The sequence below is a fragment of the Amycolatopsis alkalitolerans genome (genome assembly GCF_006152065.1).
Classification (GTDB): Bacteria; Actinomycetota; Actinomycetes; order Mycobacteriales; family Pseudonocardiaceae; genus Amycolatopsis_E; species Amycolatopsis_E alkalitolerans.
The window spans coordinates 93,551-118,683 of sequence record NZ_VDFW01000002.1 but is presented as its reverse complement, the minus strand read 5'-3'; the positions used below and the strand labels follow the sequence as shown (position 1 = coordinate 118,683).

The 25,133-nt window shown below is 70.5% G+C and carries 24 protein-coding genes and 2 pseudogenes; 9 read left to right on the top strand and 17 right to left on the bottom strand.

Annotated features, from left to right (window positions below):
• Nucleotides 1–5: 5 nt before the first annotated feature.
• Both FG385_RS02600 and FG385_RS02595 read right to left on the bottom strand, forming a co-directional pair.
• The gene (locus tag FG385_RS02600) at nt 6–449 is read right to left on the bottom strand and encodes a roadblock/LC7 domain-containing protein (protein ID WP_139094965.1); all 444 of its coding nucleotides are present in this window, start codon (nt 447–449) and stop codon (nt 6–8) included.
• Nucleotides 446–4,141 carry a nitrate- and nitrite sensing domain-containing protein gene (locus FG385_RS02595; RefSeq protein WP_456061867.1) on the bottom strand — a complete coding sequence of 1,232 codons (3,696 nt, stop codon included), beginning with the start codon at nt 4,139–4,141 and terminating at the stop codon, nt 446–448. The genes FG385_RS02600 and FG385_RS02595 overlap by 4 nt, the downstream gene beginning before the upstream one ends.
• A 788-nt stretch (nt 4,142–4,929) precedes the next feature.
• On the opposite strand from FG385_RS02595, the gene FG385_RS02590 reads away from it, so the two are divergent.
• The 5 genes and pseudogenes from FG385_RS02590 to FG385_RS02575 all read left to right on the top strand — a co-directional run bounded on the left by FG385_RS02590 (nt 4,930) and on the right by FG385_RS02575 (nt 9,282).
• Complete coding sequence (locus FG385_RS02590) at nt 4,930–5,355, top strand: DUF485 domain-containing protein (protein WP_139094963.1); 426 nt, start codon at nt 4,930–4,932, stop codon at nt 5,353–5,355.
• A 4-nt stretch (nt 5,356–5,359) separates the two neighbouring features.
• Entirely contained in the window at nt 5,360–6,955 is a 1,596-nt protein-coding gene (locus FG385_RS02585) for a solute symporter family protein (RefSeq protein ID WP_139094962.1), read from the top strand.
• A gap of 13 nt (nt 6,956–6,968) precedes the next feature.
• A complete protein-coding gene (locus FG385_RS02580) occupies nt 6,969–8,075 on the top strand; it encodes a type III PLP-dependent enzyme (protein WP_139094961.1) in 1,107 nt (368 codons plus the stop codon).
• A pseudogene (gene speD / locus FG385_RS35410) lies at nt 8,002–8,406 on the top strand (adenosylmethionine decarboxylase); the annotation flags it as partial. The gene FG385_RS02580 and the pseudogene speD, both read left to right, overlap by 74 nt.
• Nucleotides 8,392–9,282 carry a spermidine synthase gene (locus FG385_RS02575; RefSeq protein ID WP_235022371.1) on the top strand — a complete coding sequence of 297 codons (891 nt, stop codon included), beginning with the start codon at nt 8,392–8,394 and terminating at the stop codon, nt 9,280–9,282. The pseudogene speD and the gene FG385_RS02575, both read left to right, overlap by 15 nt.
• On the opposite strand, the gene FG385_RS02570 is transcribed toward FG385_RS02575, so the two are convergent.
• From FG385_RS02570 to FG385_RS02545, 7 genes are all read right to left on the bottom strand, one after another.
• Entirely contained in the window at nt 9,248–9,589 is a 342-nt protein-coding gene (locus FG385_RS02570; protein WP_139094959.1) for a DUF3817 domain-containing protein, read from the bottom strand. The genes FG385_RS02575 and FG385_RS02570 overlap by 35 nt on opposite strands.
• 12 nt (nt 9,590–9,601) lie before the next feature.
• Nucleotides 9,602–9,985, bottom strand: a complete 384-nt coding sequence (locus FG385_RS02565) for a hypothetical protein (protein WP_139094958.1) — start codon at nt 9,983–9,985, stop codon at nt 9,602–9,604.
• 26 nt (nt 9,986–10,011) lie between these two features.
• A complete protein-coding gene (locus tag FG385_RS02560; RefSeq protein ID WP_139094957.1) occupies nt 10,012–10,866 on the bottom strand; it encodes a lysozyme family protein in 855 nt (284 codons plus the stop codon).
• Between the two features lie 69 nt (nt 10,867–10,935).
• Nucleotides 10,936–11,418, bottom strand: a complete 483-nt coding sequence (locus tag FG385_RS02555; protein ID WP_139094956.1) for a helix-turn-helix transcriptional regulator — start codon at nt 11,416–11,418, stop codon at nt 10,936–10,938.
• A 285-nt stretch (nt 11,419–11,703) separates the two neighbouring features.
• Complete coding sequence (locus FG385_RS34240) at nt 11,704–11,871, bottom strand: hypothetical protein (RefSeq protein ID WP_200834266.1); 168 nt, start codon at nt 11,869–11,871, stop codon at nt 11,704–11,706.
• An 89-nt stretch (nt 11,872–11,960) separates the two neighbouring features.
• Nucleotides 11,961–12,188, bottom strand: coding sequence for a hypothetical protein (locus tag FG385_RS35540; RefSeq protein ID WP_407645450.1), 228 nt, complete (start codon nt 12,186–12,188; stop codon nt 11,961–11,963).
• A gap of 93 nt (nt 12,189–12,281) precedes the next feature.
• Complete coding sequence (locus tag FG385_RS02545; protein WP_139094955.1) at nt 12,282–13,430, bottom strand: acyl-CoA dehydrogenase family protein; 1,149 nt, start codon at nt 13,428–13,430, stop codon at nt 12,282–12,284.
• A gap of 71 nt (nt 13,431–13,501) precedes the next feature.
• Here FG385_RS02545 and FG385_RS02540 point away from each other — a divergent pair, with 71 nt between their 5' ends.
• From FG385_RS02540 to FG385_RS02530, 3 genes are all read left to right on the top strand, one after another.
• Nucleotides 13,502–14,095: a TetR/AcrR family transcriptional regulator gene (locus FG385_RS02540; protein WP_139094954.1), complete on the top strand. Its 594-nt coding sequence runs from the start codon at nt 13,502–13,504 to the stop codon at nt 14,093–14,095.
• A 72-nt stretch (nt 14,096–14,167) separates the two neighbouring features.
• The gene (locus FG385_RS02535; protein WP_139094953.1) at nt 14,168–14,782 is read left to right on the top strand and encodes a hypothetical protein; all 615 of its coding nucleotides are present in this window, start codon (nt 14,168–14,170) and stop codon (nt 14,780–14,782) included.
• Between the two features lie 55 nt (nt 14,783–14,837).
• On the top strand, nt 14,838–16,442 hold the full coding sequence (locus tag FG385_RS02530; protein ID WP_139094952.1) for a succinic semialdehyde dehydrogenase: 1,605 nt from the start codon (nt 14,838–14,840) through the stop codon (nt 16,440–16,442).
• Between the two features lie 102 nt (nt 16,443–16,544).
• Here FG385_RS02530 and FG385_RS02525 read toward each other — a convergent pair whose 3' ends face one another.
• The 4 genes from FG385_RS02525 to FG385_RS02510 all read right to left on the bottom strand — a co-directional run bounded on the left by FG385_RS02525 (nt 16,545) and on the right by FG385_RS02510 (nt 21,095).
• A complete protein-coding gene (locus FG385_RS02525) occupies nt 16,545–19,559 on the bottom strand; it encodes a helix-turn-helix transcriptional regulator (RefSeq protein WP_139094951.1) in 3,015 nt (1,004 codons plus the stop codon).
• An 88-nt stretch (nt 19,560–19,647) separates the two neighbouring features.
• Complete coding sequence (locus tag FG385_RS02520; RefSeq protein ID WP_139094950.1) at nt 19,648–19,842, bottom strand: hypothetical protein; 195 nt, start codon at nt 19,840–19,842, stop codon at nt 19,648–19,650.
• 166 nt (nt 19,843–20,008) lie between these two features.
• Complete coding sequence (locus tag FG385_RS02515) at nt 20,009–20,200, bottom strand: DUF397 domain-containing protein (protein ID WP_139094949.1); 192 nt, start codon at nt 20,198–20,200, stop codon at nt 20,009–20,011.
• Between the two features lie 40 nt (nt 20,201–20,240).
• Nucleotides 20,241–21,095: a helix-turn-helix domain-containing protein gene (locus FG385_RS02510; protein ID WP_139094948.1), complete on the bottom strand. Its 855-nt coding sequence runs from the start codon at nt 21,093–21,095 to the stop codon at nt 20,241–20,243.
• 228 nt (nt 21,096–21,323) lie between these two features.
• Here FG385_RS02510 and FG385_RS02505 point away from each other — a divergent pair, with 228 nt between their 5' ends.
• A complete protein-coding gene (locus tag FG385_RS02505; RefSeq protein ID WP_139094947.1) occupies nt 21,324–21,680 on the top strand; it encodes a hypothetical protein in 357 nt (118 codons plus the stop codon).
• On the opposite strand, the gene FG385_RS02500 is transcribed toward FG385_RS02505, so the two are convergent.
• The 4 genes and pseudogenes from FG385_RS02500 to FG385_RS34650 form a co-directional block, all read right to left on the bottom strand.
• Nucleotides 21,681–22,589 carry an acyl-CoA thioesterase gene (locus FG385_RS02500; RefSeq protein WP_139094946.1) on the bottom strand — a complete coding sequence of 303 codons (909 nt, stop codon included), beginning with the start codon at nt 22,587–22,589 and terminating at the stop codon, nt 21,681–21,683. It abuts the gene before it with no gap.
• A gap of 9 nt (nt 22,590–22,598) precedes the next feature.
• Entirely contained in the window at nt 22,599–24,023 is a 1,425-nt protein-coding gene (pyk, locus tag FG385_RS02495) for a pyruvate kinase (protein WP_139094945.1), read from the bottom strand.
• Between the two features lie 56 nt (nt 24,024–24,079).
• Complete coding sequence (locus FG385_RS02490) at nt 24,080–24,745, bottom strand: DUF2461 domain-containing protein (protein WP_139094944.1); 666 nt, start codon at nt 24,743–24,745, stop codon at nt 24,080–24,082.
• A 54-nt stretch (nt 24,746–24,799) separates the two neighbouring features.
• Nucleotides 24,800–25,040: pseudogene (locus FG385_RS34650) on the bottom strand (hypothetical protein); the annotation flags it as partial.
• Between the last annotated feature and the right edge of the window lie 93 nt (nt 25,041–25,133).

Below are 25,133 nucleotides of genomic sequence, written 5' to 3'. Positions count from 1 at the left end.
AGGCATCATCCCACCGGTTCACCGATCAGGGCACCACCGGAGCCCTGCAGCTGCGCACGCAGCTCCGGGGTGAGGATCTGACCGACGCGATCGACGAGCATGGTCATCTCGTAGGCCACCTGCCCGATGTCACAGTTCGGCGCCGCGAGCACCGCGAGGCACGAGCCGTCGCTGATGGACATCAGCACCATGATGCCGAGTTCCATCTCCACGACGGTCTCGTTGACCGCCCCGGCCTCGAAACAGCGCGCCGCCCCCTGCGTGAGGCTGACGAGGCCGGACGCGACCGCGGCGAGCTGGTCGGCCCGGTCGAGGGGCAAGCGGTTCGACGCGGTCAGCAGCAGCCCATCGGCGGACACGACCACGGCGTGCGCGACCCCCGGTACACGCTCAGCGAAATCGTTGACCAGCCATCCGAACTGGTTCTGTTGTGGCTGCGGCGAGGTCATTCACCCTCCATCGTTTCGTGTTCAGACTCGGCCGGCTGACCTGTGCGGTGCCGTCCACGCCGGACACCTTGCTGGAAACTGTTCAGCCTGCCACGCACATCCCGCGGGTCACGCTGGGTGCGGGGTCCCGCCGCGCCCACGGAAGACGCACTACCTGGCATGAGTTGCTCGCCACGACGGCGGCGCGGCAAGCCCGCCGCCGTGTAGCCCGACGGAGCTGCCTGCGAAACCGCCTGCACCGTCCGCCAGCTCTCGTCCGTCGCGAAGGACCACGACGACTCGCCCGCCGCGGCGACGGGTTCGGCCATGGTCCCCTCGGGCTCGTGGTGCTGCCTGCCCGGCAACGGAGCCTGCGACTCGGGGCTCTCCATCGCCGGTTCGTCGAGGAACCGCGGCTTCTGCCACAGGAACGACCCCGAGGTCTCCGCGGGCTGCTCCGGCGGTTCGAGCCGGCGCGGCGGGTCCGCCGGACGGCGCTGGGGCAGCGGATTCGCCTCCGCCGCGGGCCTGCGCTGCGGCAACGGGTACTCGCCCGTCGGCTGCCGTGACTCCTCCGCGGCCGGTCGCGGCGGCGCCGGCTGGCGCCGGGGCAGCGGGCTTTCCGCACCCGGCTGACGCCGGGGCAACGAGCCGTCCGCCCCAGCCTGACGCTGCGGCAACGGGGACTCCGCGGCCGGCTGTCGCCAGGGCAGCGGGTTGTCCTCCGGTTGCGGCCACTGCGTGTCCGGTGCCGCGGTCTCGGCCGCCCTGGCGTCCGGCCAGGCTTCCTCACGCGCCGCGCGCTGCGGGAGCCCGGACGGGCCGGGCGAAGGACGCCGCCGCGGCAGCGCCTGGCTCTTCGGCTCCTCGGCGGGCGCCTGCTCCTCGGCCGGCGCCTGCGGCTCGGCGGGCTGGTGCGCCGCATGCCGGGCCCGGCTGAGGCCCTGCTGGAAGCTGCTGAGCCGGCCACGGATGTCCGCCGGGTCGCGCGCCGGCAACGGCGGGGCGGTCTCCCCGGTGGTCTCCGGCTGCGCGGAGGCAGCCGGAGCGGCGCTGCCGGGCATGAGCTGCTCACCGCGGCGACGGCGCGGCAGACCGGCCTCGGTGAAGCTGGTCGGCGAAGCCTGCGACGCGGCACGCACGGCTCGGAAACTCTCGTCGGCCGCGAAGTCCCAGCCCGTGGTGGCCCTGGTCTCCGCTTCCTCCTGCGGCTCCGGCTCGCCCTTCTCCGCTTCCCCGGTTTCCGCGGGTTTCTCCGCGTCGTCGGCCTTCCCGGGCTTCGGCGCCGGCTTGTCGCTGCGGAACCAGGCCGAGAGGGTCTCGTCGAAGATCGGCGTCGTCTCGGGGGGCGGGGGCGGCGGCGCGGGTTCGGCCGCGGCCGCGCTCCACCATTCGGTGAGCGCACCCGCGCTGGTGTTCGCCTCGAACAGCGCGGAGCCCGCGGGGAGGACGTCACCCGGCAGATCGCCGGGCTGCGGGTCGGCCGGCGGGCGGTCCATCTCGTCATCCGGCCGGATCGGGCTGAACAGCGCGGTGCCGGACACCTCCACGTCCGACGGCGGCCGCGGCGGCAGCATGCCCGAGTGACCGTTCTGGCTCCACGGCCCCGGCTGGGCGGCGCCGTCGCCGAGCGTGCCGGACGTGGTACCCGCGAGGCTGGTCAGAGCGCCGGCGCGGCCGGTGCCGTTGACGGTGCGGCGGCGCGGCAGCGCCGGATCCGGCTGCTGCGCCGGTGCCGGGGCGGGCATGGCCGACTCCGGCAGGTCCATCACGAGCTCGGCGGGGACGTGCACGGTCGCGCGGACACCGGCGATGTCCTTGCCGCCGTGCAGGCTCACCCCGATGTGGTGGCGCCCGGCGAGGCGGCCGACCACGAACAGGCCCATCCGGCGCGAGGTGGCGAGGTCGACCGTCGCGGCCTCGGTCAGCCGGGCGTTGGCCTCGGCGACCTCGGCCTCGTTCATGCCGATGCCCTTGTCCATGATGTCGACGACGAGACCACCGGTCTCGGCCACCCGCGTCGACACCGTCACCTGCGTCTCGGGCGCGGAGAACGCGGTCGCGTTGTCGAGCAGCTCCGCGACCAGGCGCATCAGATCGCTCGCGGCGTACCCGACGATCTTCGCGGTGGGCGGGGTCTGCACCGAAACGCGCTGGTACTGCTCGATCTCCGACACCGCGGCCCGGAGCACGTCGGTGACGGTCACCGGCTGACCGGAACGGCGGCCCGGCTCGGCGCCGGAGAGGACCATGAGGTTCTCGTTGTTGCGCCGCATCCGGGTGGCGAGGTGGTCGAGCTGGAACAGCGTGGCCAGCTGGTCGGCGTCCTCCTCGTCCCGCTCCAGCCGCTCGATCATCTGCAGCTGCCGCTGCACGAGGCTCTGGCTGCGGCGGGAGAGGTTGATGAACACGCTGGAGTAGCCGGTCCTCATCGCCGCCTGCTCGATCGCCAGGCGCAGCGCCTGGCTGTGCACCGCGTCGAACGCCTTGGCCACCTGGCCGATCTCGTCGGCCGTGCCGATCGAGACGGGCGTGACCTCGGCGCTCTGCTCGCGGCCTTCCTGGATGTTCGCGACAGCCGCCGGCAGCTGCCGGTCGGCGACGTCCAGCGCGCTCGTGCGCAGCATCCGCAGCGAGCGCAGCAGCTGGCGGGTGATCAGGAAGACGACCGCGGCGGTGAGCACGAGCGCGGCGAACAGCAGCACGGCCAGCAGGCCCGCGTCGGTGCCCGAACTGTCGACCAGCTCACCGGACGTGGTCAGTGCCGAGTCACCGAGGCGTGAGCTGAGCGCGCGCAGCGAGTCCACGACGGAGGTCGACGCGGCGTTCCACTGCTCGCCGGAGATCCCGTCGAGCGCGCCGCTCGCGGTCGGCCCCTGCGCGTCGAGCACGCTGCGGACCAGGCGGCCGCGGGTGTCGAAGTTCTGCCCGGTGACCGTCCGGTCGAAGTCCTGGCTCTGCGCACCGCTGGCGGCCGCGCGGAAGTCCTCGAGCCGGTCGGTGAGGCGGACCTCGGCCGTGCGCACCTGGTTGAGCTGGATCGGGGTGAGGCTGCCGCGTGCGATGCCGTAGCCGAGCAGTGCCTGCGAGGTCGACACCTCTTCCTTGGCGACCTGCAGATCGTGCAGCGCGTTCGCGGTGCCGCTGATCGACGGGTCGCTGATGCCGGCCACGAGCGAGGTGTCGAGACTCAGCAGCGCGGTGGTCATCGCGGAGTAGGCGTCGAGTGCCTGGACGGAGTCGAGCTGGCCGGCCGCGACCTGCTGGCGGACCTGGGCGAGCCGGGCGAGGGCGTTCTTGCTGGCGGTGCCGGGAGCGGCGACCGCGCTGTCGACCTCGGTGACGCGGTCGGTGTCGATGTTCAGCGGCTGGAGCGCCTTGTCGGTCGCGGCGCGGGCGGCGTCGAGATCCGGCGAGCTGCCGACAGTGCCCTGCGTGAGCAAGGCCGCGGTGCGGGTGCGCTCGGTCTGCAGCGCGTCCACGAGCCCCCGCACGTCCGTGCTGAGCACGACCAGCCGGTCGATGCGGTCGAAGTCGTCCGACCGCTGGACCTGGTTGCTGATGGTGATCCCACCGAGCACCAGCGCGATGAGGATGGGCACCAGCGTGACGGCGCCCAGTTTGACCGACAGCCGCCAGTCGCGCCATCTGCTGATCGCGCGCCACTTGGCGGTTCGCCGTGGTTGCTGGCCTAGGAGCTGTCCCACCGGCACTTGGCCTTCTCCTGCAACGGTCACGAAAGTGACTCCCTGTCCGGCATCTCGTGTGCGCGTCCTGCGACGTCCGTCTGTGCGTGCCCTGCCCGGGCCGACGGCGTTGTCCCCAGCCTCGTCGACCCGCCGCCCCCAGATGTTCTCGCATGATGCGATGTGCAGCATGGTCCGAACAGGGTCGGCTGCCTTCGGTCACAGCGAGTCAACGTGGCGAGGGGAGCTTACACCAATGGGGCAGCAACTGAACCCGCCACGAATTATGGCTTCGACCAGGGGAAATACCCGTTGTAACAACGGGTTGACGCGACCGTGTGGATCACTCGTGCTGACCCGTTCGGATACGTGACGACCCTGGTGGGACCACGTTCGTCCACTTTCACCCACATAGCCCAGGGGTTGCCTGAACTCTGCCACAAAGGCGCACCGACCGTGTTTCGGACGCCCGAGTTACAGAAGAATAACGCCCGATGATGTGGCTTTCGCCGGCTGGTCGATCCGAGAGAATTAACGACGAAACGCGCAAAGCGGACAATCTTTTCCCTCTTAACGCTGCGAATTCGTTAATTCCTACCCATCCACTCCGTAGAGTGACAGTTCTCGACTATCGCTACTCGCCGTGACATCACTCCGGGTCGCGCTCGCGCACTTCTAGCCTGAACGGCGCATTACACCTGGTGAACGTAGTAATTGACGCTTACAGAATGAACCCAGCCTGCCGCAGGGGCCGTATTGACCCGTGGCTAGCATGTGCCGCTCAAGGTTCGCCAGCTCGCCCGGGGAGGCAAGCCATGCAGAACGTCGTCCAGCACGTCCCAGGGTCCGCGCCGCGGACTTCACCCGAGGACACCGGTGAGATACCCGCGTTGTTCGAGGCGGCCGACGAGGCCCAGAAGTCTCGCAAGCGCGGCGCCGACGTGGACTACCTGGCGATCCAGCGGAGCGCCGAGTTCGGGACCCTGCGCAGCCGGTTCCGCCGGTTCGCGTTCCCGATGACCCTGCTGTTCATCGCCTGGTACCTCGTATATGTCCTTCTCGCCGCGTACGCGCCCGCGTTCATGAGCACGAAGCTCGTCGGCGAGATCAACGTCGCGATCGTGATGGGGGTGCTGCAGTTCGTCTCGACGGCCCTGATCACGTTCGCCTATCTGCGGTTCGCGAAGCGCAGCCTGGACCCCCAGGTCGAAACCGTGCGGCAGCAGGCAGGAGTGCGGTAGTCAGATGATCCACACGTTCGCGGCCGGTGAAAGCCCGGACAGCAACCCGATTCTCAACACCTCGGTATTCGCGGTGTTCGTCGCGATCACCCTGTTCGTCGTGTACCGCGCCAGCAGCGGGCGGTCCTCGCGGTCCGACTACTACGCGGCGAGCGGCTCGTTCACCGGCAGGCAGAACGGAATCGCGCTGTCCGGCGACTTCCTGTCCGCCGCGTCGTTCCTCGGCATCGCCGGCGCGATCGCCATCAACGGCTACGACGGCTTCCTCTACTCCATCGGCTTCCTTGTGGCCTGGCTGCTCGACCTGCTGCTGGTCGCGGAACTGCTGCGCAACACGGGCCGCTTCACGATGGGCGACGTGCTCAGCTTCCGGATGAAGCAGCGCCCGGTCCGGGCCGCCGCGGCCACCTCGACGCTGGTCATCTCGCTGTTCTACATGCTCGCGCAGATGGCGGGCGCCGGCGCGCTGATCGCGCTGCTGCTCAACGTGCACGGCAAGTTCGGTCAGGCGGTCGTGATCGCGGTCGTCGGCCTGGTCATGATCTTCTACGTGCTGGTCGGCGGCATGAAGGGCACCACCTGGGTGCAGATCATCAAGGCCGGGATCCTGATCCTGTCCGTGGTGCTGATGACGGTGTTCCTGTTCGGCAAGTTCGGGTTCAGCCTGTCCAACCTGCTTTCCCAGGCCTCCTACCACAGCCCGCTCGGGGAGAAGCTGCTCCAACCGGGCGCGGCGTACGGCAAGAGCGGCACCACGAAGCTCGACTTCGTCTCCCTCGCCGTCGCGCTGGTCCTCGGCACCGCCGGCCTGCCGCACGTGCTGATGCGCTTCTACACCGTGCCGAACTCCCACGAAGCGCGGCGTTCGGTGGTCTGGGCGACCGCGTGCGTGTTCGTCTTCTACCTGTGCACGCTGGTGATCGGCTTCGGCGCTACGGCGCTGGTGGGCACCGCCGAGATCAAGGCCGCGCCCGGGGGCGAGAACTCCGCCGCGCCGCTGCTCGCGCTGCACATCGGCGGCACGGTGCTGCTGGGCATCGTCTCCGCGGTGGCGTTCGCGACGATCCTCGCGGTGGTCGCGGGCCTGACGATCACCGCTTCGGCGTCCTTCGCCCACGACGTGTACGCCAACGTCTTCAAGCACGGGCACGCCGAGCCGGCCGACGAGGTGCGCGTCGCCCGCCGGACGGCACTGGCGATCGGTGTCCTGTCGATCTTCGGCGGCATCCTCGCCAACGGCCAGAACGTCGCGTTCCTGGTGGCGCTGGCGTTCGCGGTCGCGGCCTCGGCGAACCTGTCGACGCTGCTGTACACGATGTTCTGGAAGCGGTTCAACACGACCGGAACGCTGTGGGGCATGTACGGCGGGCTGATCTCGTCCGTGGTGCTGGTGATCTTCTCGCCGGTCGTCTCGGGCAGTTCGACGGCGATCATCAAGGGCGTGGACTTCCACTGGTTCCCGCTGACCAACCCGGGTCTGGTGTCGATCCCGTTCTCGTTCGTGTGCGGGTTCGTCGGCACGCTGGTGGGCGGGCGCAAGGGCGATCCGGCGAAGTACGCGGAGATGGAGGTCCGGGCGCTGACCGGCATCGGGTCCTGACACGCTGTAGGGCGTGAGCCTCGAACGGATCCGCCGCTTCCTGGCGGGGCAGCACCCGCCGTCGCCCTTCCTCGTCATCGACCCGGCCGTGGTGACCGAGCGAGTGCGGGAGTTCGCGCGCGAACTCCCGCACTCGCTCCTTTTCTATGCGGTGAAAGCCAATCCGGAGCCCGCCGTGCTGCGCGCCGTACTGGCCGCGGGCGGTGGCTTCGACGTCGCCGGCCCCGCGGAGATCACCGCCTGCCTTGCCGAAGGCGTGGCGCCGGACCGGCTCTCGTACGGCAACCCGATCAAGAAACCGGCCGACATCGCGTTCGCCTTCGACCGCGGGGTCCGCGAGTTCGTCACCGACGCCGCGTCCGACCTGGCACATCTGGCCGAGCACGCCCCGGGGGCGTCGGTCACCGTGCGGGTGCTGGTGGACGCTCCCGCCTCGGCCACCCCGTTCGGCCGCAAGTTCGGCTGCTCGCCCGCCGAGGCCGCCGGGCTGCTGCGCCGGGCCGCCGAACTCGGCCTTGATCCGGCGGGGGTGGCCTTCCACGTCGGCTCGCAGCAGGCCGACCCGGCCGCCTGGGACGCCGGGATCGCGGCCGCGGCCAAGATCTTCGCCGAGTTCCCGTTCCGGCGCCTCAACCTCGGCGGCGGCTTCGGCGTCACCTACCGCGCCCCGGTCCCGTCGCTCGCGCGGTACTCGGCCGCCATCCGTGCCTCGCTGGCCGCGCACTTTCCCGCCGGCGCGCCGGAAACCGCGCTCGAACCCGGCCGCGCGATCGTCGCCGGAGCCGGCTTGATCCGGGCCGAGATCGTGCTGGTCGCCCAGCGCGGCGAGCACCGGTGGGTCTACCTGGACATCGGGCGCTACAACGGCCTGGCCGAAACGGAGAACGAGGCGATCCCGTACCGCGTCGACGCGGGCCCCGGCGAGCGGGGCCCGGTCGTCATCGCGGGGCCGACATGCGATGGTGACGACGTGCTCTATCAACACACGCCGTACGAGCTGCCGCTTTCGCTGAAGGCGGGCGACCCGGTCGAGATCCTCGACGCCGGTGCGTACACGGCGAGCTATTCGTCGGTGTCGTTCAACGGGATCGGGCCGTTGCGGACCTACTGCCTTGACTGAGATCGGCGCCTTCTCCGGCCGGCACGTGCTCGCGGAGCTGGACGGGATCGAACCACACCTGCTCGACGACCCGGAGTTCCTGCGCGAGACGCTGCGCACGGCGGTCGCGGAGGCAGGCGCGACAGTGATCGACGTGCTGGCGCACCAGTTTTCCCCGCGCGGGGTCACGGTCCTCGCGCTGCTCGCCGAATCGCACGCGTCGGTGCACACCTATCCCGAGCTCGGCGCCGCGTTCGCGGACGTGTTCACCTGCGGTGCGCGCGCCGATCCCGAGCTGGCCGTGCGGCTGCTCGCGCGGGCGCTCGGCACGCGGTCGCTGCGCACCAGCGCCGCCAGCCGGGGGCACCGGGCCCGGCAGCTGACCGAGCCGGTCGGGCGCGGGCTTTCCCGGTCGTGGGAGGTTTCGGAGGTCCTGTTCGAAACCCGGACGGAGTTCCAGCACCTGCTGATCGGGCGCACGGCGCAGGGAATCTCGCTGTTCTGCGACGGCGAGCGCCAGAGCACCGAGGCCACCCAGCTCACCTACCACGAGGCGCTCATGGTGCCGCCGATGCTGCTCGCCGCGCGGGTCCGGCGTGTACTGATCATCGGCTCCAGCGAAGGCGTCGCGAGCCGGCTGGCCGTCGCGGAGGGCGCCGAGATCGTCGATCACGTCGACATCGACCAGGTCGCGGTGCGCGCCTGCGCCGAGCATCTGCCTTACGGCTACACCCCGGCCGAGCTCGCCGCCGCCGAGCGCGGGGACGGCCAGGTCCGCGTGCACTACCGCGACGGCTGGGAGTTCCTGGCGGGTGCAGAACCGGGGTACGACGTCGTCGTCATCGATCTGCCGGACGAGAACGACGACCCGTCGGCGCAGCACAACCGCTTGTACGGCACGGAGTTCCTCGCCCGCTGCACGGCGCTGCTGGCGCCCGGCGGCGTGGTGTCGAGCCAGGCAGGCTGCCCGACGATGTGGCGCAACGAAACGCTGATCAGCGCGTGGCGGCGGTTCACCGGGGCCTTCGGCACCGTCGTCTACTACGGCTCCGACGAGCACGAGTGGGCGTTCCTGTCCGGCCGCGTGGCACCGGGCGAACCGGGCCTGGAGGGCAGGCTCGAGAAGGCGAACTACCGCCCGGAGACGATCGACGCGTCCGCCCTGCGGGGCAACACCGTGCCGCCGCTGCTGGTCAGAGCTTCCGGCCCGAACCGACCCGGTGCGTGACCGCGCGCTCGGCGACGAAGGACAGGAACGGGATGGTGCCGGCGAGCAGCACGAACACCGTGCCCTTGATCGACCAGCGGGCCTTGAGCGCCAGATCCACCGCCATCACCAGGTACACCATGTAGAAGACGCCGTGGGTGACCCCGGCCCAGCTCATCATGCCCGGCGAGTCGAACGCGTACTTGAGGATGAACGCGGCGGTCAGGCACAGCAGCGCGACACCGGTGGCGTAGGCCAGCACCCGGTACCGCAGCAGTGGCCCCCGCAGCGAAGTCGCGGCCTTCGCGGTGCCTTCAGTGCTCACCATGCGGTCTATCTCCTAGCGCTCTTGTTGGTCTCGTTCGTAGAGCTCGGCGAGGTAGCGGTTGTAGGCCACCAGCTCGTCGTCCTGGTCCTCGACGCCCGGCCGGGAGACGGGCCGGGGCTTGGGCACCTCGACGACAGGCGCGCGGTCCGGCTCCGAATCGGCGGTCTCCGCCTTGTCCGCCGCTTCCCGGCGCAGCTTGCGGATGCGCAGCACCATGAACGCCGGGAACAGGCCGAACAGCGGCCACTGCAGCACGTAGCCCAGGTTCTGGAAGGTGCCGGAGGCCGACTCGAACCGGTCCCACTGCCACCAGGCCAGCCCGACCGACCCGATCAGGCTCAGCACGCACAGCACCCCGATCGTGAGACGGCGTGGCGTGAGGAACCCGGCTGGCACACCTCGACGCTAGCACTCGGCGCGCTTCACGAGACCTTTACCACCTGCGCGGCCCTGGCGTAGGAGTCGGCGAGCCCGAACACCTTCTGCGCGTAGTCGACCGAGTTGTTGTAGGACAGCACGCCCTGCCACCAGCCCGCGGGGGTCGACATGTCGCGCCCGCCGGCGCACAGGTACTTCGCCGCGGCGAGCGCGGCGGCGTCGATCTGCTGCGGATCGTAGCCGCCGCCCCACTTCGCCCAGGTCGACGGGATGAACTGCATCGGGCCGACCGCGCGGTCGTGGTTCGGGTCACCGTCGAGGCGCCCGTGATCGGTGTCGGGGATGGCCCTGACCCCGCCGGAACCGTCGAGCGGCACGCCCACGATCGGCTTCGACGGGTAGCCGTTGGCCTGCAGCACCGCTCCGCCGTACTGGCCGTGGTTCGACTCGATCCGCCCGATACCGGCCAGCGTGGCCCACGAGATCCGGCAGCGCGGCTGGTCTTCGCGCAGCGCCAGCTCGGCGTTGCCGTAGGCGACGAGCGCGCGGGCCGGGATCCCGGTCACGTCGGACACCTTGCCCGCCCAGACCGACAGCAGGTCCGGGCCGGTCTCCTGCTTCTGGTGCACGACGGGGGCGCCGCTGACCGTGGCGTTGGCGGGGGCCGTCGACCCTGGCGCGACATCCGCCGCCTTGACCGACAGCGCCGGGATGTCGGTGGTCGTCTCGCCGGGTGCCGGGGTGCTGACCCGGGTGGTCACCAGCACGCCGACCGCCGCCGCCGCAAGGACCGCCACCACTATGCCGAGCCGGCCGAGCGCCGCGAGCCCGGCGCGTCCCGGCCCGTCCGGCTCGGCGGGCACTTCGCCGGTTTCCTGCTCGACCTGCTCCGTGCCCAAGAATCCTGCCTCCCGCCGGCGCCTGTAGGTCCAACGACCGTACGCGACCCGACGTTACGGCGGCTTGAGCTAGCTGGCGCGCTGCTGGCGGGCGAGCCGGGCGACGCACCACGCGGGCGCGCTGCCGCGGCGCAGGTGCTGCAGCACGGTCATCGGGCCGAGCCGGCGGCTCAGGTCGGCGGGGGCCAGACCGGCCGCGCGGTAGTCGAGTGCGCGCTGGTCGAGCGGGCTGATCCCGGCGTCCCACCATTTGGCGGCCTCGGTCACGTCCCCGATCATCTGCCACCAGCCGGCGGCGGCGACCAGCAGATCGTGCGGTACTCCCGGGAGCCGCTCGCGCATCGCGTCGAGGTAGTCGGGATCGGCCGATTCGACCGGGGCCCAGCCGCGGGCTCCGGACCGGGCGCGCTGGCCGGGAATCCCTGGTGGCTGCTGCGGTACTTCGGCGAGCCACGCGGAGGCGATCCGGTCGGTCTCCTGCTCCTCGGCCGTCTGCTCGCGTTCCGCCGCCCACTGGCGGATAACCGCATCAACTCCGGGATCTCCGGTCATCCCTGCCTCCTTGTGCCCCAACGACAAGTCGTGATGATCGAGCGATCGAGCGCGCCAGAACCAGCTGGTCACGCAATGTGAGCACCGTAGAGGGAATTCATGCCGGTGCGCCAGACCCTTCGGCCGACGAATTCGACGACCAGGGGGTTAATCACGTTGATCCACCCGGATGGTGGAATGGAGCGCCCCAAATTCCGGATTTCGTGACTTTCCGTTACCGCTAGTCCCCGGGTACACGAGGTGCCGGCACCGCGGGTCCGCGGTGCCGGCAGGCTCGGTCTGGGGTCAGGAGAACAGGGCGCGCACGAAGGTCACGATCGCCTCGGCGCCGTCGCGCAGCCAGCCGAGGACGTTGTGCACGACGTCGGCCGACTGGGTCGGCTTGGTGATCAGGAAGAACAGGACGAGCCCGACCACCGCGACGATGGCGACCTTCTTCGCGTTCGCCGACATGCGCTCCATCCGTTCGTTTCGCGGGCCGCTGCCCGGGATACCCCGCCATCCTGCCCAACGAACAGGCATTCCGACAGGCTTTCACCCGCTCAGCGGTCACTCCTGACTCTCCGTATGCGTCCCGAGGGTAACTTCCGGCCGTCGCTCCCCCGTCCAGGACATGCCGCGAGCGGCCGGTGTAACGGGATTTGCGAGCGGCAAGAAGCGGTTGTGGCTTCAGCGAAGCTGCGTCGGGCTGGTGGTGCGGTGACCAAGAAGCCGGGGTGGAATCCGGCGACGGCCGCCACCTGGCCCGGGTGGGCGGCCGCGGTGCGCATCGCCAAGGCACCGCCGATGCAGTAGCCGATCACCGCGGCAGGTCCGGCGCCGAGGCGGAGCCCGCAACCTTAGTCCACTGAGCGAAGCCGCCGCTACAGGGTGCGGGAGATGATCTCCTTCATGATCTCGCTGGTACCGCCGAAGATCCGCTGGATACGGACGTCGGTCCAGGCGCGGGCGATCGGGTACTCGGTCATGTAGCCATAGCCGCCGAACAGCTGCAGGCAGTCGTCCACGACCTTGTTGACCCGCTCGGTCGTCCACAGCTTCGCCATCGCGGCGCCCTGCACGTCGAGTTCGCCGGCGAGGTGCCGCTCGATGCACTGATCGACGAACGCGCGCGCGACCGCGGCCTCCGTGGCGGCCTCGGCGAGGGTGAACTTGGTGTTCTGGAAACCGAAGATCGGGCGCCCGAACGCGGTGCGCTCCTTGGTGTAGGCGATGGTCTGCTCGATCGCCGCCTCCATCCCGGCCATCGCGCCGATGGCGATGATGAGCCTTTCCTGCGGCAGCTGCTGCATCATCTGGATGAAGCCCTCGCCCTCGCGCGCGCCGAGGAGGTTGGCCGCGGGCACGCGCACGTCGTCGAAGAACAGCTCGGCGGTGTCCTGCCCCTTGAGCCCGATCTTGTCCAGCAGCCGCCCACGGCGGAAGCCGGGGGTGTCGGCCGGGACGCCGATCAGCGACACCCCTTGCGCGCCGGCGTCGGGATCGGTCTTGACGGCGAGCACGACGAGGTCGGCGAGGCCGCCGTTGGTGATGAACGTCTTGGCGCCGTTGATGACGTAGTGGTCTCCGTCGCGGACGGCGCGCGTGGTGATGCCCTGCAGGTCGGATCCCGTGCCCGGTTCGGTCATCCCGATGGCGCCCACCATCTCGCCGCTGGCGAACTTCGGCAGCCATTCGCGCTTCTTCTCTTCGCTCGCGTAGGCCAGCAGGTAGTGCGCGACGATCCCGTTGTGCACGGCGACGCCCCACGCGCTGTCGCCCGAGCGCGCCTGCTCCTCGAAGAGGACGGCTTCGTGCGCGAACGTGCCGCCACCGCCGCCGTACTCCTCGGGGATCGAGATCGCGAGCAGGCCGACCTCCCCCGCCTTGCGCCAGAGCTCCCGGTCGACCTGCTTCTGCTCGCTCCACCGCTCGGCATTGGGCGCGAGTTCCTTCTGGCAGAAAGTCCTTGCCAGCTCACGGAAGTCGGCCAGCTCCCGCCCCCAGGCGCTGTTCGGTGTCGGCAGTGGCACGGCTGGGCCTCCTAGAAATACATTACAGCTGGAAGGTAAGTTCTGACCAGAATGTACATCCGGGAGGCACCGTGGTCGAGCCCCGAGGGCACCGCACCCAGGCGCAGCGCCGCGAGCAGACCAGGACGGCGCTGCTCGACGCGACGATCGACTGCCTGGTCGAACTCGGGTACGCGCGCACCTCGATGCAGGAGATCTGCACGCGCGCCGGGGTGTCGAAAGGCGCGGCACAGCACCATTTCGCGGCCAAGGCCGAACTGATGGCGGCCGCGGTCGGGCATCTGACCACCAAGCGGATGGACGCGCTCGCCGGATCGCTGGGCAAGCTGCCCCGGGGCGCCGACGCCATCCCGGCCGCGATCGACATGCTGTGGGCGGGCTACTCGGGCGCGCTGGCCACGGCCTCGACCGAACTGTGGATCGCCGCGCGCACCGACCCGGCCCTGCGCGCCGCGATCCGTCCCGTCGACCGCGCGATGGGCCGCGCCGCGCTGGAGAAGATCCGCTTCCTCGCCGACGGACTCCCCGCCGAGCAGGCCGAAACCCTGTTCTGGCTGACGGTGAACCTCATGCGCGGGCTGGCGCTGGACGCCGAACTGGGCGGCTCGCCCGCGCGCCGGAAGAAGTTGCTGGAGGAGTGGAAGCGCGTGGCCGCGGCGTTCTGACACCGGCCGGCGTTTACCTACCCCACCTGGGCGCGCCATGCTGGAGGGACATCTGGAGGACGGAGTGCCGTCATGGACACGCGGTCCCTTCCCCGCCCGGTCACCGCGGCGCCGGCCGCCGTCGCCGCCGGGCTGCTGATCGCCGGCAGCATCCTGCCCCTGACCGTCACGGCCCATTTCGCGCGCGGCGTCCGAGACCAGCAGATGGTGGTGACCTCCTGGACCCGCACCTTCGATCCACCGCCGCAAGGGGATCTGGCACTCGCCTATAGCGCCGGCCATGTGCCCTACTTCGGGCTCCCGATCGCGGTGACGGCCGCCGCGCTCCTGGGCGCGGCGGTGGCGGCGCTCCGATCCCCTGCCGCGGCACGGATCGCGCTGGTCGCGGCCGCAGCGGCCGCCGTCGCGGTCGCCCGTCGCGGTCGCCTTCATGCTGGCGATGGTGGTCCAGGCGGCGCAGAGCTACTCGAACCCCGCGGCCGGCAGCGGCGTCTCGCGGACCGTCTACGAGATCGGCCTGGGTTCTGGGTCGTCGTGGGTGGTGCGGTGGTCGCCCTGGTGGCAGGCGCCCTGGCGGTGGCCCAGCCGCGGTCGCCGTCCTCGGATGCCACGCCGCCGATGGGGTTCCCGTCGACGGTGATCCATCAGCTACCGCCGGAGCAGGGGTCTCCGCCGACGTGGAGTTGACCTGCCATACCGGCGGTATGGTGTACTCGTCGGTAACCGCGCCAACGGAGGGACCATGACGAGCACTGCCGCGACCAGCGGGCACGAAGCCAGCAAACCGACCACCGTGGGCGGGGTCGTCGGCGCGCCGTCCGCCGCGCGCGCCACTCAGCTGGTGCGCCGCGCGGCCGGGGGCCAGGACTCGGCGCCCGTGGAAATCGTCGCCCCCTTTACCGGGCTCGCGAGCGCGACCATCCCGCAGGCGACCGACGCGGACGTGCGCAAGGTGTTCGGCGACGCCCGGCAGGCGCAGCGCTCGTGGGCGGCCCGGCCGGTGCGCGAGCGCCAGCAGGTCCTGACCCGCCTGCACGATCTGATCCTCGGCCGCCAGGACGAGATCCTCGACCTCATCCAGCTCGAAGCGGGCAAGGCCCGGCTCGACGCGTTCGACGAGGTCGCCTCGACCGCGCTCGTCGCCGGCTACTACGGCAAGCACAGTGCCCGCATCCTCGGCGCGAAACGGGTGGCCGGGGCGTTGCCCGTGCTGACGAAGGCCGGTGAGCTCCGGCATCCGAAGGGTGTCGTCGGCGTGATCTCGCCCTGGAACTATCCCCTCGCGCTGACCGCGATGGATGTGCTTCCCGCTCTCGTCGCGGGCAACGCCGTCGTCCAGAAACCGGACAACCAGACCGCGCTGTCCGCGTTGTGGCTGCACGAACTGGCCGAAGAAGCCGGGCTCCCCGCGGGCCTGTGGCGAATCGTGCTCGGCCGCGGGTCGGTGATCGGCGACGCGCTCGTCGAGGAGGCGGACTACCTGTGCTTCACCGGTTCCACCCCGACCGGGAAGCATCTCGCGGCGAAGGTCGCGGGCCGGCTGACCGGCTATTCGCTCGAACTGGGCGGGAAGAACCCGATGATCGTGCTGCCGGACGCGCCCGTCGCGAAGGCCGCCGCGGGGGCGGTGACGGCCTGCTTCGCTTCGGCGGGCCAGCTGTGCGTTTCGGTCGAGCGAATCTACGTGCACGAACGCATCCGCGAGGAGTTCACGCGCGCGTTCGTCGCCAGGGCGCAGGCGCTGCGGCTCGGCGGCGATCTCGGCTACGGGGCGGACATGGGCTCGTTGACTTCGCCGAACCAGCTTTCGTCGGTGTCCGCGCACGTCGAGGACGCGCGCGCGAAGGGCGCCACCGTGCTCACCGGTGGGCGGGCGCGGCCCGATCTCGGCCCGCTGTTCTACGAACCGACGATCCTCGCGGACGTGCCGGAGAACGTCGACCTCTTCGCGGGCGAGACGTTCGGCCCAGTGGTCTCGATCTACGGGTACGCGGATGTCGAGGACGCGATCGAGCGAGCGAACGACTCGGCGTTCGGACTCAACGCCAGCGTGTGGACCGGTGACACCGCCGCGGGCTGGGCGGTGGCCGCGCGGATCAAGGCAGGCACCGTCAACGTGAACGAGGGCTACGCCGCGACGTTCGGCACGGTCGCGCTGCCGATGGGCGGGATGAAGGAGTCCGGCTACGGCCGCCGCAACGGCGCCGAAGGGCTGCTCAAGTACACGGAATCGCAGTCGATCGCCGTGCAGCGCGGGCTGCGGCTGCGGCCGCCGCGCCCGGTACCGCCGAAGCTGTGGGCGCGCGGGATGACAGCGGGCATCCGCCTGCTGCGCCGGATCCGCTGATCCGCAGGACAGGTCAACCGGCTTGTAGGTTTTCCCACCGGCCTGGTCGGCTTGCACCGGGATCGCGGCTTCGCTCCCACGGCGCCGCCCGCTGCACGTCGATCAGGTTCGCACCAGCAGGCCCCGGTCGTAGGCGATCGCGACGGCTTCGGCGCGGCGGGTGGCGCCGAGCTTCGCCATCACGCGGGACAGGTGCACGCTCACCGTCTTCTCGCTGATGTAGAGCTCCTCGCCGACCTGCCGGTTCGTCCTGCCCAGCGCGACCCGCTCCAGCACCGCCCGCTCGCGTTCCGTCAGCGGATCCACCGTGTCCCGCTGGGGCAGCACCGCCTCCACGACGCCCGGCAGCTCGATCCTCGCCCGGCGCGCCAGCTCACGCGCCGCGTCGCGCAGCGGGGCGGCCCGCAACTTCTCCGCGGTTTCATGCGCCTTGACCAGCTCTTCGGCCGCGCGCCCCGGCTCCGACGCGGCGAGCAGCGCCTCCGCGTGCTGCCACCGGCACACGGCCTGCTCGTACACCTGCCCGTAGCCGAACTCCGCGACCGCCTTCGCCCACAGCGCCGGATCCGCCGCGCCCTCCAGCCCGCTCGCGGCGGCCTCGGCGCGCGCGAGCCAGGCCCGGCCCTCCGGCCCCAGGACACCCGCGCGTGGCTTGCCGTGTTCGGCCCCGAAGCGGACTCTCTCGACGAGCTGTCTGCCCGCCTCGACCGCGGCTTTGGCCGCCTCGTCGTCCCCGCGCAGGCGGGCCGCCGCGGCCTGCGCGGCAGCGGCGGGCAGCGCGGCGGCGCCGATCCGGATCCAGCTCAACCGGTACTCCGCGTCGAGCGCGTCGAGGAAGTCGATCGCCTCGTTGGCCCGTTTGACCGCCGTTTCGTGATCACCTTGCCAGTACGCCAACTCGGTACCCGCGCTCCCGGCCGCCATCGCCGTCATCGGTTCGGCCCACCAGTGCGGCCGCAGCTCGGCCAGGAGCTTGCCCGCGGCGGTGAACCCGCCCTTCGACACCACGATCGGCAGCCAGCTCGCGGTCATCCGCGCCGTGAGCACACTGGACACTCCGCGCGCGGGCGTGCCGGTGACGGACTCGCCGGGCCAGTCTCCACGCTGGTAGCGCAGCGACAGGTGCCGGGCGCGCAGCTCGAGCCCGTAGGCGCTCCACGTCAGCCCGGTCTCCTCAGCCCGTTTTATGCCGCGCTCGTACACCTTGATCGCCGCGGAGATCTCCCCCTGGTCGTCATAACTGAGCGCCAGGAAGCACAACGCCCGCAGCTCGACGTTCGGCGCCGCCGCCTCGCCGGCCTTGCGCTCGGCACTGCGCAGCCTGTCCCGCGCCTCGGCGAAGTCGGCGACGTTGTCGGCGAGCGCGCCCAGCGTGATCAGTGCCGAGGCCTCCGCTCCGGCACTGCCGGCCGACCGCGCGTCCGCGACCGCCGTCTGCGCGCTGACCAGCGACTCCTCCGGACGATCGATACCGCGCAGGATCGCCGCCCTGGTCGCGAGGACCCAGGCCCGGGTCTTGCTCGGTTCGGCCGCGGCGATCAGCTCCCAGGCACGGTCGATCGCCTCGTGGGCCTCGTCGATCGAACCCTCGACGTTCATCAGTGCCTCAGCGAGCCGCCGCCACGTCTTGGTCGCACGCTCGACGTTCGTCTCCGCGGTCAGCTCCTGCACGGCCGAGCGCGCGTACGCGATCGCGCGCTCCGGCTCGCCCGAGGTGCCGGCGAAGTACGAAGCCTCATGCAGTAACCGCAGCTCGTCGGCTCCGGGCGGGCGCGCCGGGGCCGGGACCGCGTCCCAGATCTCCAGCGCCTGCTCGACGTGCCGCAGCGCCGCACCAGGCGCGCCCAGCCGCTCCGCCTCGTCGGCCGCGCGCAGCAACGCGGGCAACGCCGCGGTGAGATCCCGGCTCTGCAGGCTGTGGTACGCCAGCTTCGCGTCGTGCCCGCGGCCCTGCGGGGTGCGCAGGATCCGGGCCGCGTACGCCGCGTGCATCCGGGTGCGCTCCCCCGGCAGCAAATCGCCGTACACCGCCTCCTGCAGCAACGCGTGGCGGAACGCGTACGCGCCCTTCTCCACCACCAGGGCGTGGTGCTGCACCGCCTCGCGCAAGGCCTCGTCGAGCTCGTCCTCCCCGAGCCCGGACACCTCCGCGAGCGCCGCGTGCGAGACCGACTCGCCGGCGACGGAGATCACCCGCAGCACTCGCCGCGCGTCGGTGGAGAGCCGTTCCAGCCGCGCCAGCAGCACTTCGGCGAGCCCGGCCGGGAGATCCTCGTGGTCGGCACACGAGGCGAGCAGTTCCTCGGCGAAGAACGGGTTGCCCTCGGACCGTTCGGCCACGTTGGCGACTAATTCGGGGGCGAGCGGGCTGTCCGCGAGGGCTTCGACGAACGCTCGCGCGTCGGCCTCCTTCAGCGGGTGCAGCTCGATCTGGCCGACCGCGGGCAGCCGCACCAGCTCGACCAGCAGGCCCCGCAGCGGATGCCGCCGGTGCACGTCCTCCTCGCGGTAGCTCGCCACGATCAGCAGCCGCTGCGCGCGCAGCCGCGAAAGCAGGAACGACAGCAGGTTCCGGGTCGACCCGTCGGCCCAGTGCAGATCCTCCAGTAGCAGCAGGACCGGGCGGTGCTCGGCGATCTCGGTGAGCACCCCCAGCACCCCGTCGAACAGCTGCAGCTGCCCCAGATCCTGTTCCACGGGCGGCCGGTACGGCACGTCGCGCTCGGAGGTGACCGGCGCATGCTCCGCGCTGGCCACCGGCCCGGGCTGCGCGAGCGGGAGCAACCGCCCCAGCGCCGGGCGGATCCGCACCGCGTCGGCGATGGCCGCGTCGTCCGCCGTGGCCAGCGGGCCCAGCGCCTCCGCGAACGGCAGGTACGGGAGGCCGCCCTCGCGCACGTCCAGGCAGCGGCCGGTCAGCACCAGCGCGCCGCGGGTGCCCGCGAACTCCGCGAGTTCCGCGAGCAGCCTCGTCTTCCCGACGCCCGCGTCCCCCGACAGCAGGACGGCGCCGGCTTCACCACGTTCCGCACGGGTGAAGCCGGCACGCAGACGGCGCATTTCGTCGACACGCGCGACCAGGGGGATACCGGAACCCAAACGAGGCACAAGACGCATTCTTACCTACCCCACCGACAGTCCCGGAACGGTTTTCGCTCTCGGCCGCATACTGCTTACGTTCGTAAGCAGGCCCCCTGGTCCCCCGCTACCGCGCCCGAGCCTGGGTAAGGGGTGCCTCGTCCCGGCTCGGGCGCCGCTGCTGCGGCACATGCACCTCCGGGATCCTTCTGCCCAGCCGCCAGCGCCGGCGCTTGCGCCCGGCCGGCCAGGCCTTGTGCAGCTCCTCGGTCCGGTACGCCACCTCGGCCTGCACCGCGTCGAAGATCCAGTCGTTTCGCATCGGGAATCCCTCTTCCGCTCCGGTGGTTCGTTGCGAACCTCAGAGTCGTCCTGAGGGAGGTGCCCCGGCATCGGCAGATCACGCCGTCCACGGCGGCGCCGGACAGCAGAAGACCCCTTACCCCGCGTCGGCCCTGCTCAGCGGTGTAAGGGGTCGGGTGAGACGCTCAGTCCCGGTCGAGCACGCGCAGGAACCCGCGCCAGCCCGACGGGGAGACGCTCAGGGCGCCCGCGCCGGGATTCTTGGAATCGCGGACACCGATCCGGTCGGCGAGCAGGGCGACCTCGACACAGTCGTTGCCGCCGCCGCTGTAGCTGCTCTTGCGCCAGGTGCCCCCGGCAAATTCACCGTTCGTCATAGCTCCCCACTCCTTGAGTCGTCCCGCGATGGTGTTCTTTCTATTCGGCCGAATACCGTTCCGCGGCTTCGGCGACCAGACCTAGCGAGTCATCCGGTTTGAGCGCCGCGGCACGGAGATGATCGAACATGAGCGAATAGCGGCGCACATCGGGGGGTAGCTCGAGAAAGAAGCCACCGGATGTGCTGTCCACATACACGACGTCCTGATCGGCCTGCTCCGGAAAACCGAGGATCAGAAACGGTCCCTCCATCCCCGGATGCGCGCCGGCCGTGAACGGCACCACCTGAATGGTCACATGCGGTAACTGCCCGAGCTCCAGCAGGCGGTTCGCCTGCTGCACCATGACCTCGGGCCCGCCGACCACGCGGTGCAGCACCGCCTCGTCGATGACCGCCCAGTACTCGGGCGGGTTCGGATCCGAAAGCAGCCGCTGGCGGGCCGTGCGCGCGGCGACCCGGCGCTCGATCTCCGTTTCGTCCGAGTCCGGCCGCATCGCCCTGATCACCGCGCGGGCGTAGGTCTCGGTCTGCAGCAGCCCGGGAACAAGCAGCGCCTGGAACGCGCGCAGTGAGCTGGCATCCGCTTCGAGACCCACGAACGTGCCGGTGAAGACCTCCTTGTAGGCGTGCCACCAGCCCGGTTTGCGGGCTTCACGAGCGAGCTGAACGAGCGCTTCCCGTTCGTCGCCGGTAAGTCCATAGAGTTCAAGCATGTCCCGCGCATCACGCGGAGTGACCCCGACATGTCCCGTTTCGATCCGGCTCACCTTCGAAGCCGAGCATTCCAGCTTTTCGCCGACCTCGTCGATGGTCAGATCCGCGGCTTCGCGCAACCGGCGCAACTCGCTGGCCAGCCGCCGGCGGCGAATGGTGGGACCCTGACCCCGTTTCACTGTTACACCTCCGCGTTGGCCCGCGCCCATTCTCCGGTTGTGGTTGCCTGTCCACGCGTTCTACATCTAACCAGCCAATTCTCTCGGCGGACCGACCCACAACCTACCCAACTGGGTTACTTTTCCCCGGATGGCGGACTGCAAATTGCATATTGCTGTTATAGAGTGGCATCCTGCGCCTGTTTCCGGCAATCCAGCCCCGACACGGGCGGTTTCGCGGGAGGCGGCGTGCACAGGGACTGCTCACCAACCGGACCACTCCAGCGGTCGGTACACCGGCGCCTGGACGATCTGCGGCGCACCGCCGGGCTGGCCGACACCGGCAGAGCGGCCGACCTGGCGCGCCACGAGATTCCGCTGCTCGTGGAGACCTTGCGGGCCGTGCTCGCCGAGCACGCGCCCGACGAGCGCGGCCGGTGCGCGGTGTGCTGGCCACGGACATCGCGGTTCCGCTTCCGGCGCCGCGGCCCCCTGCCCTGCCGCGTGTACCTCGCCATCCAGTTGCGGCTCGGCACGGTCGAGGCGGCGATGCCCGGCCTCCCGCGGCCCCGGCACCGCGCCGCGCATCTGCATTCGGTGGGCTGATCAGGAGGGCACGCGCAGGAGCCCCTCCTGCACCACGGTCGCGATGAGGGTGCCGTCCGCGGCGAAGAAGCGGCCGGTGGCGAGACTGCGCGCACCGGAGGCCGAAGGGGAGGTCGTGTCGTAGAGGAACCATTCGTCCGCGCGGAACGGGCGGTGGAACCACAGCGCGTGGTCGAGGCTCGCGCCGCTGACCTCGTCCAGCTCCCAGTAGATCCCGTGCCGCGCGAGCGGCGAGTCCAGCAGCGTCATGTCCGAGGCGTAGGTCAGCACGCAGACGTGCAGCAGGTCCTCGTCGGGAAGGCGGCCGTCCGCGCGCATCCACACCTGATTTCGCGCCTCGGCCCGCCCGGTCTGCCGGGTCACCCATGGTGGGTCGTTGACGTAGCGGACGTCGATCGGGCGCGGCCGGCGGCGGGTGCCGGACAGGTCCGGGAAGTCCCGCATTCGCTCGGCGAACGTCAGGAGCGTCTCGGGGGCGGGCACGTCCGGCATCTCGTCGGCGTGCTCGAGCCCCGGCTCCGGCCGCTGGAACGAGGCCGACAGCGCGAAGATCGCCTTACCGCGCTGCACCCCGGTCACCCGCCGGGTCGTGAACGAACGGCCATCCCGGATGCGATCGACCTCGTAGACGATCGGAATACTCGGATCACCCGGGCGGATGAAGTACGCGTGCAGAGAGTGCACCTTGCGCTCGCTCGGCACGGTGCGCCCGGCGGCGACGAGCGCCTGGCCGGCGACCTGGCCGCCGAACACGCGCACGGGCGAGTTCGCGGGGCTGACGCCGCGGAAGATGTTCTCCTCGATCTTCTCCAGATCCAGCAGGTCGACCAGATGGTCGAGCACGGCCTGCCCGCCGGCGCCTCCGGTGATGTCGAGCTCGGCCGCGGCGTCTTTCGCCAGGTCTGTCATCGGCCCACTCTAGGCGTGGTCGTCCTCGCCAAGGCGGTGCACGCGGATGAGGTTCGTGGTGCCGACCGTGCCGGGCGGCGAACCGGCCACGATGACCACCAGATCACCAGGCTGGTATCGCTCCATTTCCAGCATCGCGTGATCGACCTGCTCGATCATCTTGTCGGTCGAGTCGACCTTCGCGACGATATGCGTGACCGTGCCCCAGGTCATCGAGAGCTGCGCGCGCACCCCTTCCTCGGGCGTGAAGGCCAGCAGCGGCAACCGGGTGTGCAGCCGCGCGAGCCGGCGCACTGTGTCACCGGACTGCGTGAACGCGACGAGCGCCTTGGCGTTGAGCCGCTCCCCGATGTCCCGCGCCGCGTACGAGATGACGCCTCGCTTGGTCCGCGGCACGTGCGACAGCGGCGGCACGGTCGGCGAGTCGGTCTCGACCGCCTCCACGATCCGGCCCATCGTGCGCACCGTCTCGATCGGGTACCGGCCGACGCTGGTCTCCCCGGAGAGCATCACCGCGTCGGTGCCGTCGAGCACCGCGTTGGCCACGTCGGAGGCCTCGGCGCGGGTCGGGCGAGAATTGTTGATCATCGAGTCGAGCATCTGGGTGGCGACGATGACCGGCTTGGCGTTCTCGCGCGCGATCTGGATCGCCCGTTTCTGCACCAGCGGCACCTGCTCCAGCGGCAGCTCGACGCCCAGGTCACCACGGGCGACCATGACCCCGTCGAAGGCCAGCACGATGGCTTCGAGGTTGTAGACCGCCTCGGGCTTCTCGAGCTTGGCGATCACCGGCAGCCGGCCGCGGCCGACCCGGTCCATCACCTGGTGCACCAGGTCGATGTCGGCGGGCGAGCGCACGAAGGACAGCGCCACGAAGTCCACCCCGAGCTCGAGCGCGAACTCCAGGTCCTCGATGTCCTTGTCCGACATCGCGGGCACGGACACGTCCATCCCCGGCAGCGAGACACCCTTGTTGTTGCTGACGGGGCCACCCTCGGTGACCTCGCAGACCACGTCGGAGCCCTCGACGCCCTTCACGACCAGGCCGATGTTCCCGTCGTCGACGAGCAGCCTGTCCCCGGGCTTGGCGTCCTTGGCCAGGCCCTTGTACGTGGTCGACACGCGGTCGTGCGTGCCGGCGACGTCCTCGACCGTGATGCGCACGATGTCGCCCGCGCGCCACTCGACGGGCCCGCCGGCGAACGTGCCGAGCCGGATCTTGGGGCCCTGCAGATCGGCCATGATGCCGACCGCGCGCCCAGTCGCCGCGGCGGCGTCACGGACCAGGTTGTAGACCTGCTTGTGGTCACCGTGGCTGCCGTGGCTGAAGTTCATCCTCGCGACGTCCATCCCGGCATCGACGAGGGCCCGCACCTTCTCCGCTGTCGCGGTGGCGGGACCAAGCGTACAAACGATCTTCGCGCGTCGGCTCACGTTTGAACAGCGTAGCCCCTTGCGGCCGTTTCGTCTTTACCGATCCCGAGATCGAGTCAGCGACGCGGCTGCTCGCTTACCCCCACGTGATCCCGGGCCCACTCGTTGAAGTCACGCACCTGCCGCCACGCCTTCCGCACGCGGTCCAGGCAACGGCGTTCGTGCAGCGTGTCGTCGGGTTCCCAGCTGCGGACCGCGTACAGCGAGCGGTGTTTGAGCAGTTCGAGCCGGGGGTGATCCTCGGCGAACCCGCGTGGTTTCGTGCGCAAGGTGTCGCCGAGGATCTGCCAGCCGGCCTTGCGGAGTTTGGCGAGAATTCGCTCGAGCACGCCGCCGTGGAGGTCGGTGTCGACCGCCTGCCGGAACCGGGCCAGCTGGTCGGACTGCAGATGGAAGCAACCACCGCCGACCCGCAACCCGGCGGAGGACACCTCGACGTAGTAGGCGCCCCCGCCGCGACCCTGCTCGATCACGGCACCGCAATGGGTCTTGTACGGGCTCTTGTCCTTGGCGAACCGGACGTCGCGATGCGGGCGGAAGACCTTGCCCTCGCCGAAGTCCGGGCCGAACTCGGGCGTCAGCTCGGCGAGCAGCGCCTCCATCGGGCCGCGGACGTGCTCGCGGTAGATCTTCAGGTGGTCTTCCCAGTAGGGCTTCGAATTGTCGGCGAGCAGCCCGTCGTAGAACTCGATGGCGTGCTCCCCGAATCCGGCGAACGTCACGGGTCTGACGATAGCCAGCGTCACCGACAAGGTGGCCGAGGCGCGTCGCCGTCACCCCGCGATCGCGCTGAGGGTGTCGTAGCTCCACCATTCGCCACCGCAGAACCTGTACGCCGTGCCCGCGACGGTGCCGTTCGCCGGGCAGCGGGTCTTGAGGATCTTGTAGTCCTCGATACCCGCCTCGTACTTCGTTGTACCAGTCGGCGTACTGCGCCGCGCCGCCGTAGTCGGCCGCGTCGATCTTGCCGCCGGAGGTGCCGTCGGCGGTGATCGCCGCGGTCACCACCTCGCTGCCGAGTAGATGACCTTCAGGCCGGGATACATCACCTTGAACCACTTGAGCTGCCCGAAGTTCCCGCGAAGGGCGCCCCCGTCCCACGTGTCGGCG

Excerpts from the sequence above, each read along its gene's own strand:
- FG385_RS02520 (WP_139094950.1), bottom strand. The coding sequence starts at position 19,842 with ATGCGAAACGACTGGATCTTCGACGCGGTGCAGGCCGAGGTGGCGTAC.
- FG385_RS02600 (WP_139094965.1), bottom strand. The coding sequence starts at position 449 with ATGACCTCGCCGCAGCCACAACAGAACCAGTTCGGATGGCTGGTCAAC.
- FG385_RS02535 (WP_139094953.1), top strand. The coding sequence starts at position 14,168 with ATGGACACGCGGTCCCTTCCCCGCCCGGTCACCGCGGCGCCGGCCGCC.
- FG385_RS02585 (WP_139094962.1), top strand. The coding sequence starts at position 5,360 with ATGATCCACACGTTCGCGGCCGGTGAAAGCCCGGACAGCAACCCGATT.
- FG385_RS02530 (WP_139094952.1), top strand. The coding sequence starts at position 14,838 with ATGACGAGCACTGCCGCGACCAGCGGGCACGAAGCCAGCAAACCGACC.
- FG385_RS02525 (WP_139094951.1), bottom strand. The coding sequence starts at position 19,559 with ATGCGTCTTGTGCCTCGTTTGGGTTCCGGTATCCCCCTGGTCGCGCGT.
- FG385_RS02515 (WP_139094949.1), bottom strand. The coding sequence starts at position 20,200 with ATGACGAACGGTGAATTTGCCGGGGGCACCTGGCGCAAGAGCAGCTAC.
- FG385_RS34240 (WP_200834266.1), bottom strand. The coding sequence starts at position 11,871 with ATGTCGGCGAACGCGAAGAAGGTCGCCATCGTCGCGGTGGTCGGGCTC.
- FG385_RS02555 (WP_139094956.1), bottom strand. The coding sequence starts at position 11,418 with ATGACCGGAGATCCCGGAGTTGATGCGGTTATCCGCCAGTGGGCGGCG.
- FG385_RS02500 (WP_139094946.1), bottom strand. The coding sequence starts at position 22,589 with ATGACAGACCTGGCGAAAGACGCCGCGGCCGAGCTCGACATCACCGGA.
- FG385_RS02570 (WP_139094959.1), bottom strand. The coding sequence starts at position 9,589 with ATGGTGAGCACTGAAGGCACCGCGAAGGCCGCGACTTCGCTGCGGGGG.
- FG385_RS02590 (WP_139094963.1), top strand. The coding sequence starts at position 4,930 with ATGCAGAACGTCGTCCAGCACGTCCCAGGGTCCGCGCCGCGGACTTCA.
- FG385_RS35540 (WP_407645450.1), bottom strand. The coding sequence starts at position 12,188 with ATGCGCACCGCGGCCGCCCACCCGGGCCAGGTGGCGGCCGTCGCCGGA.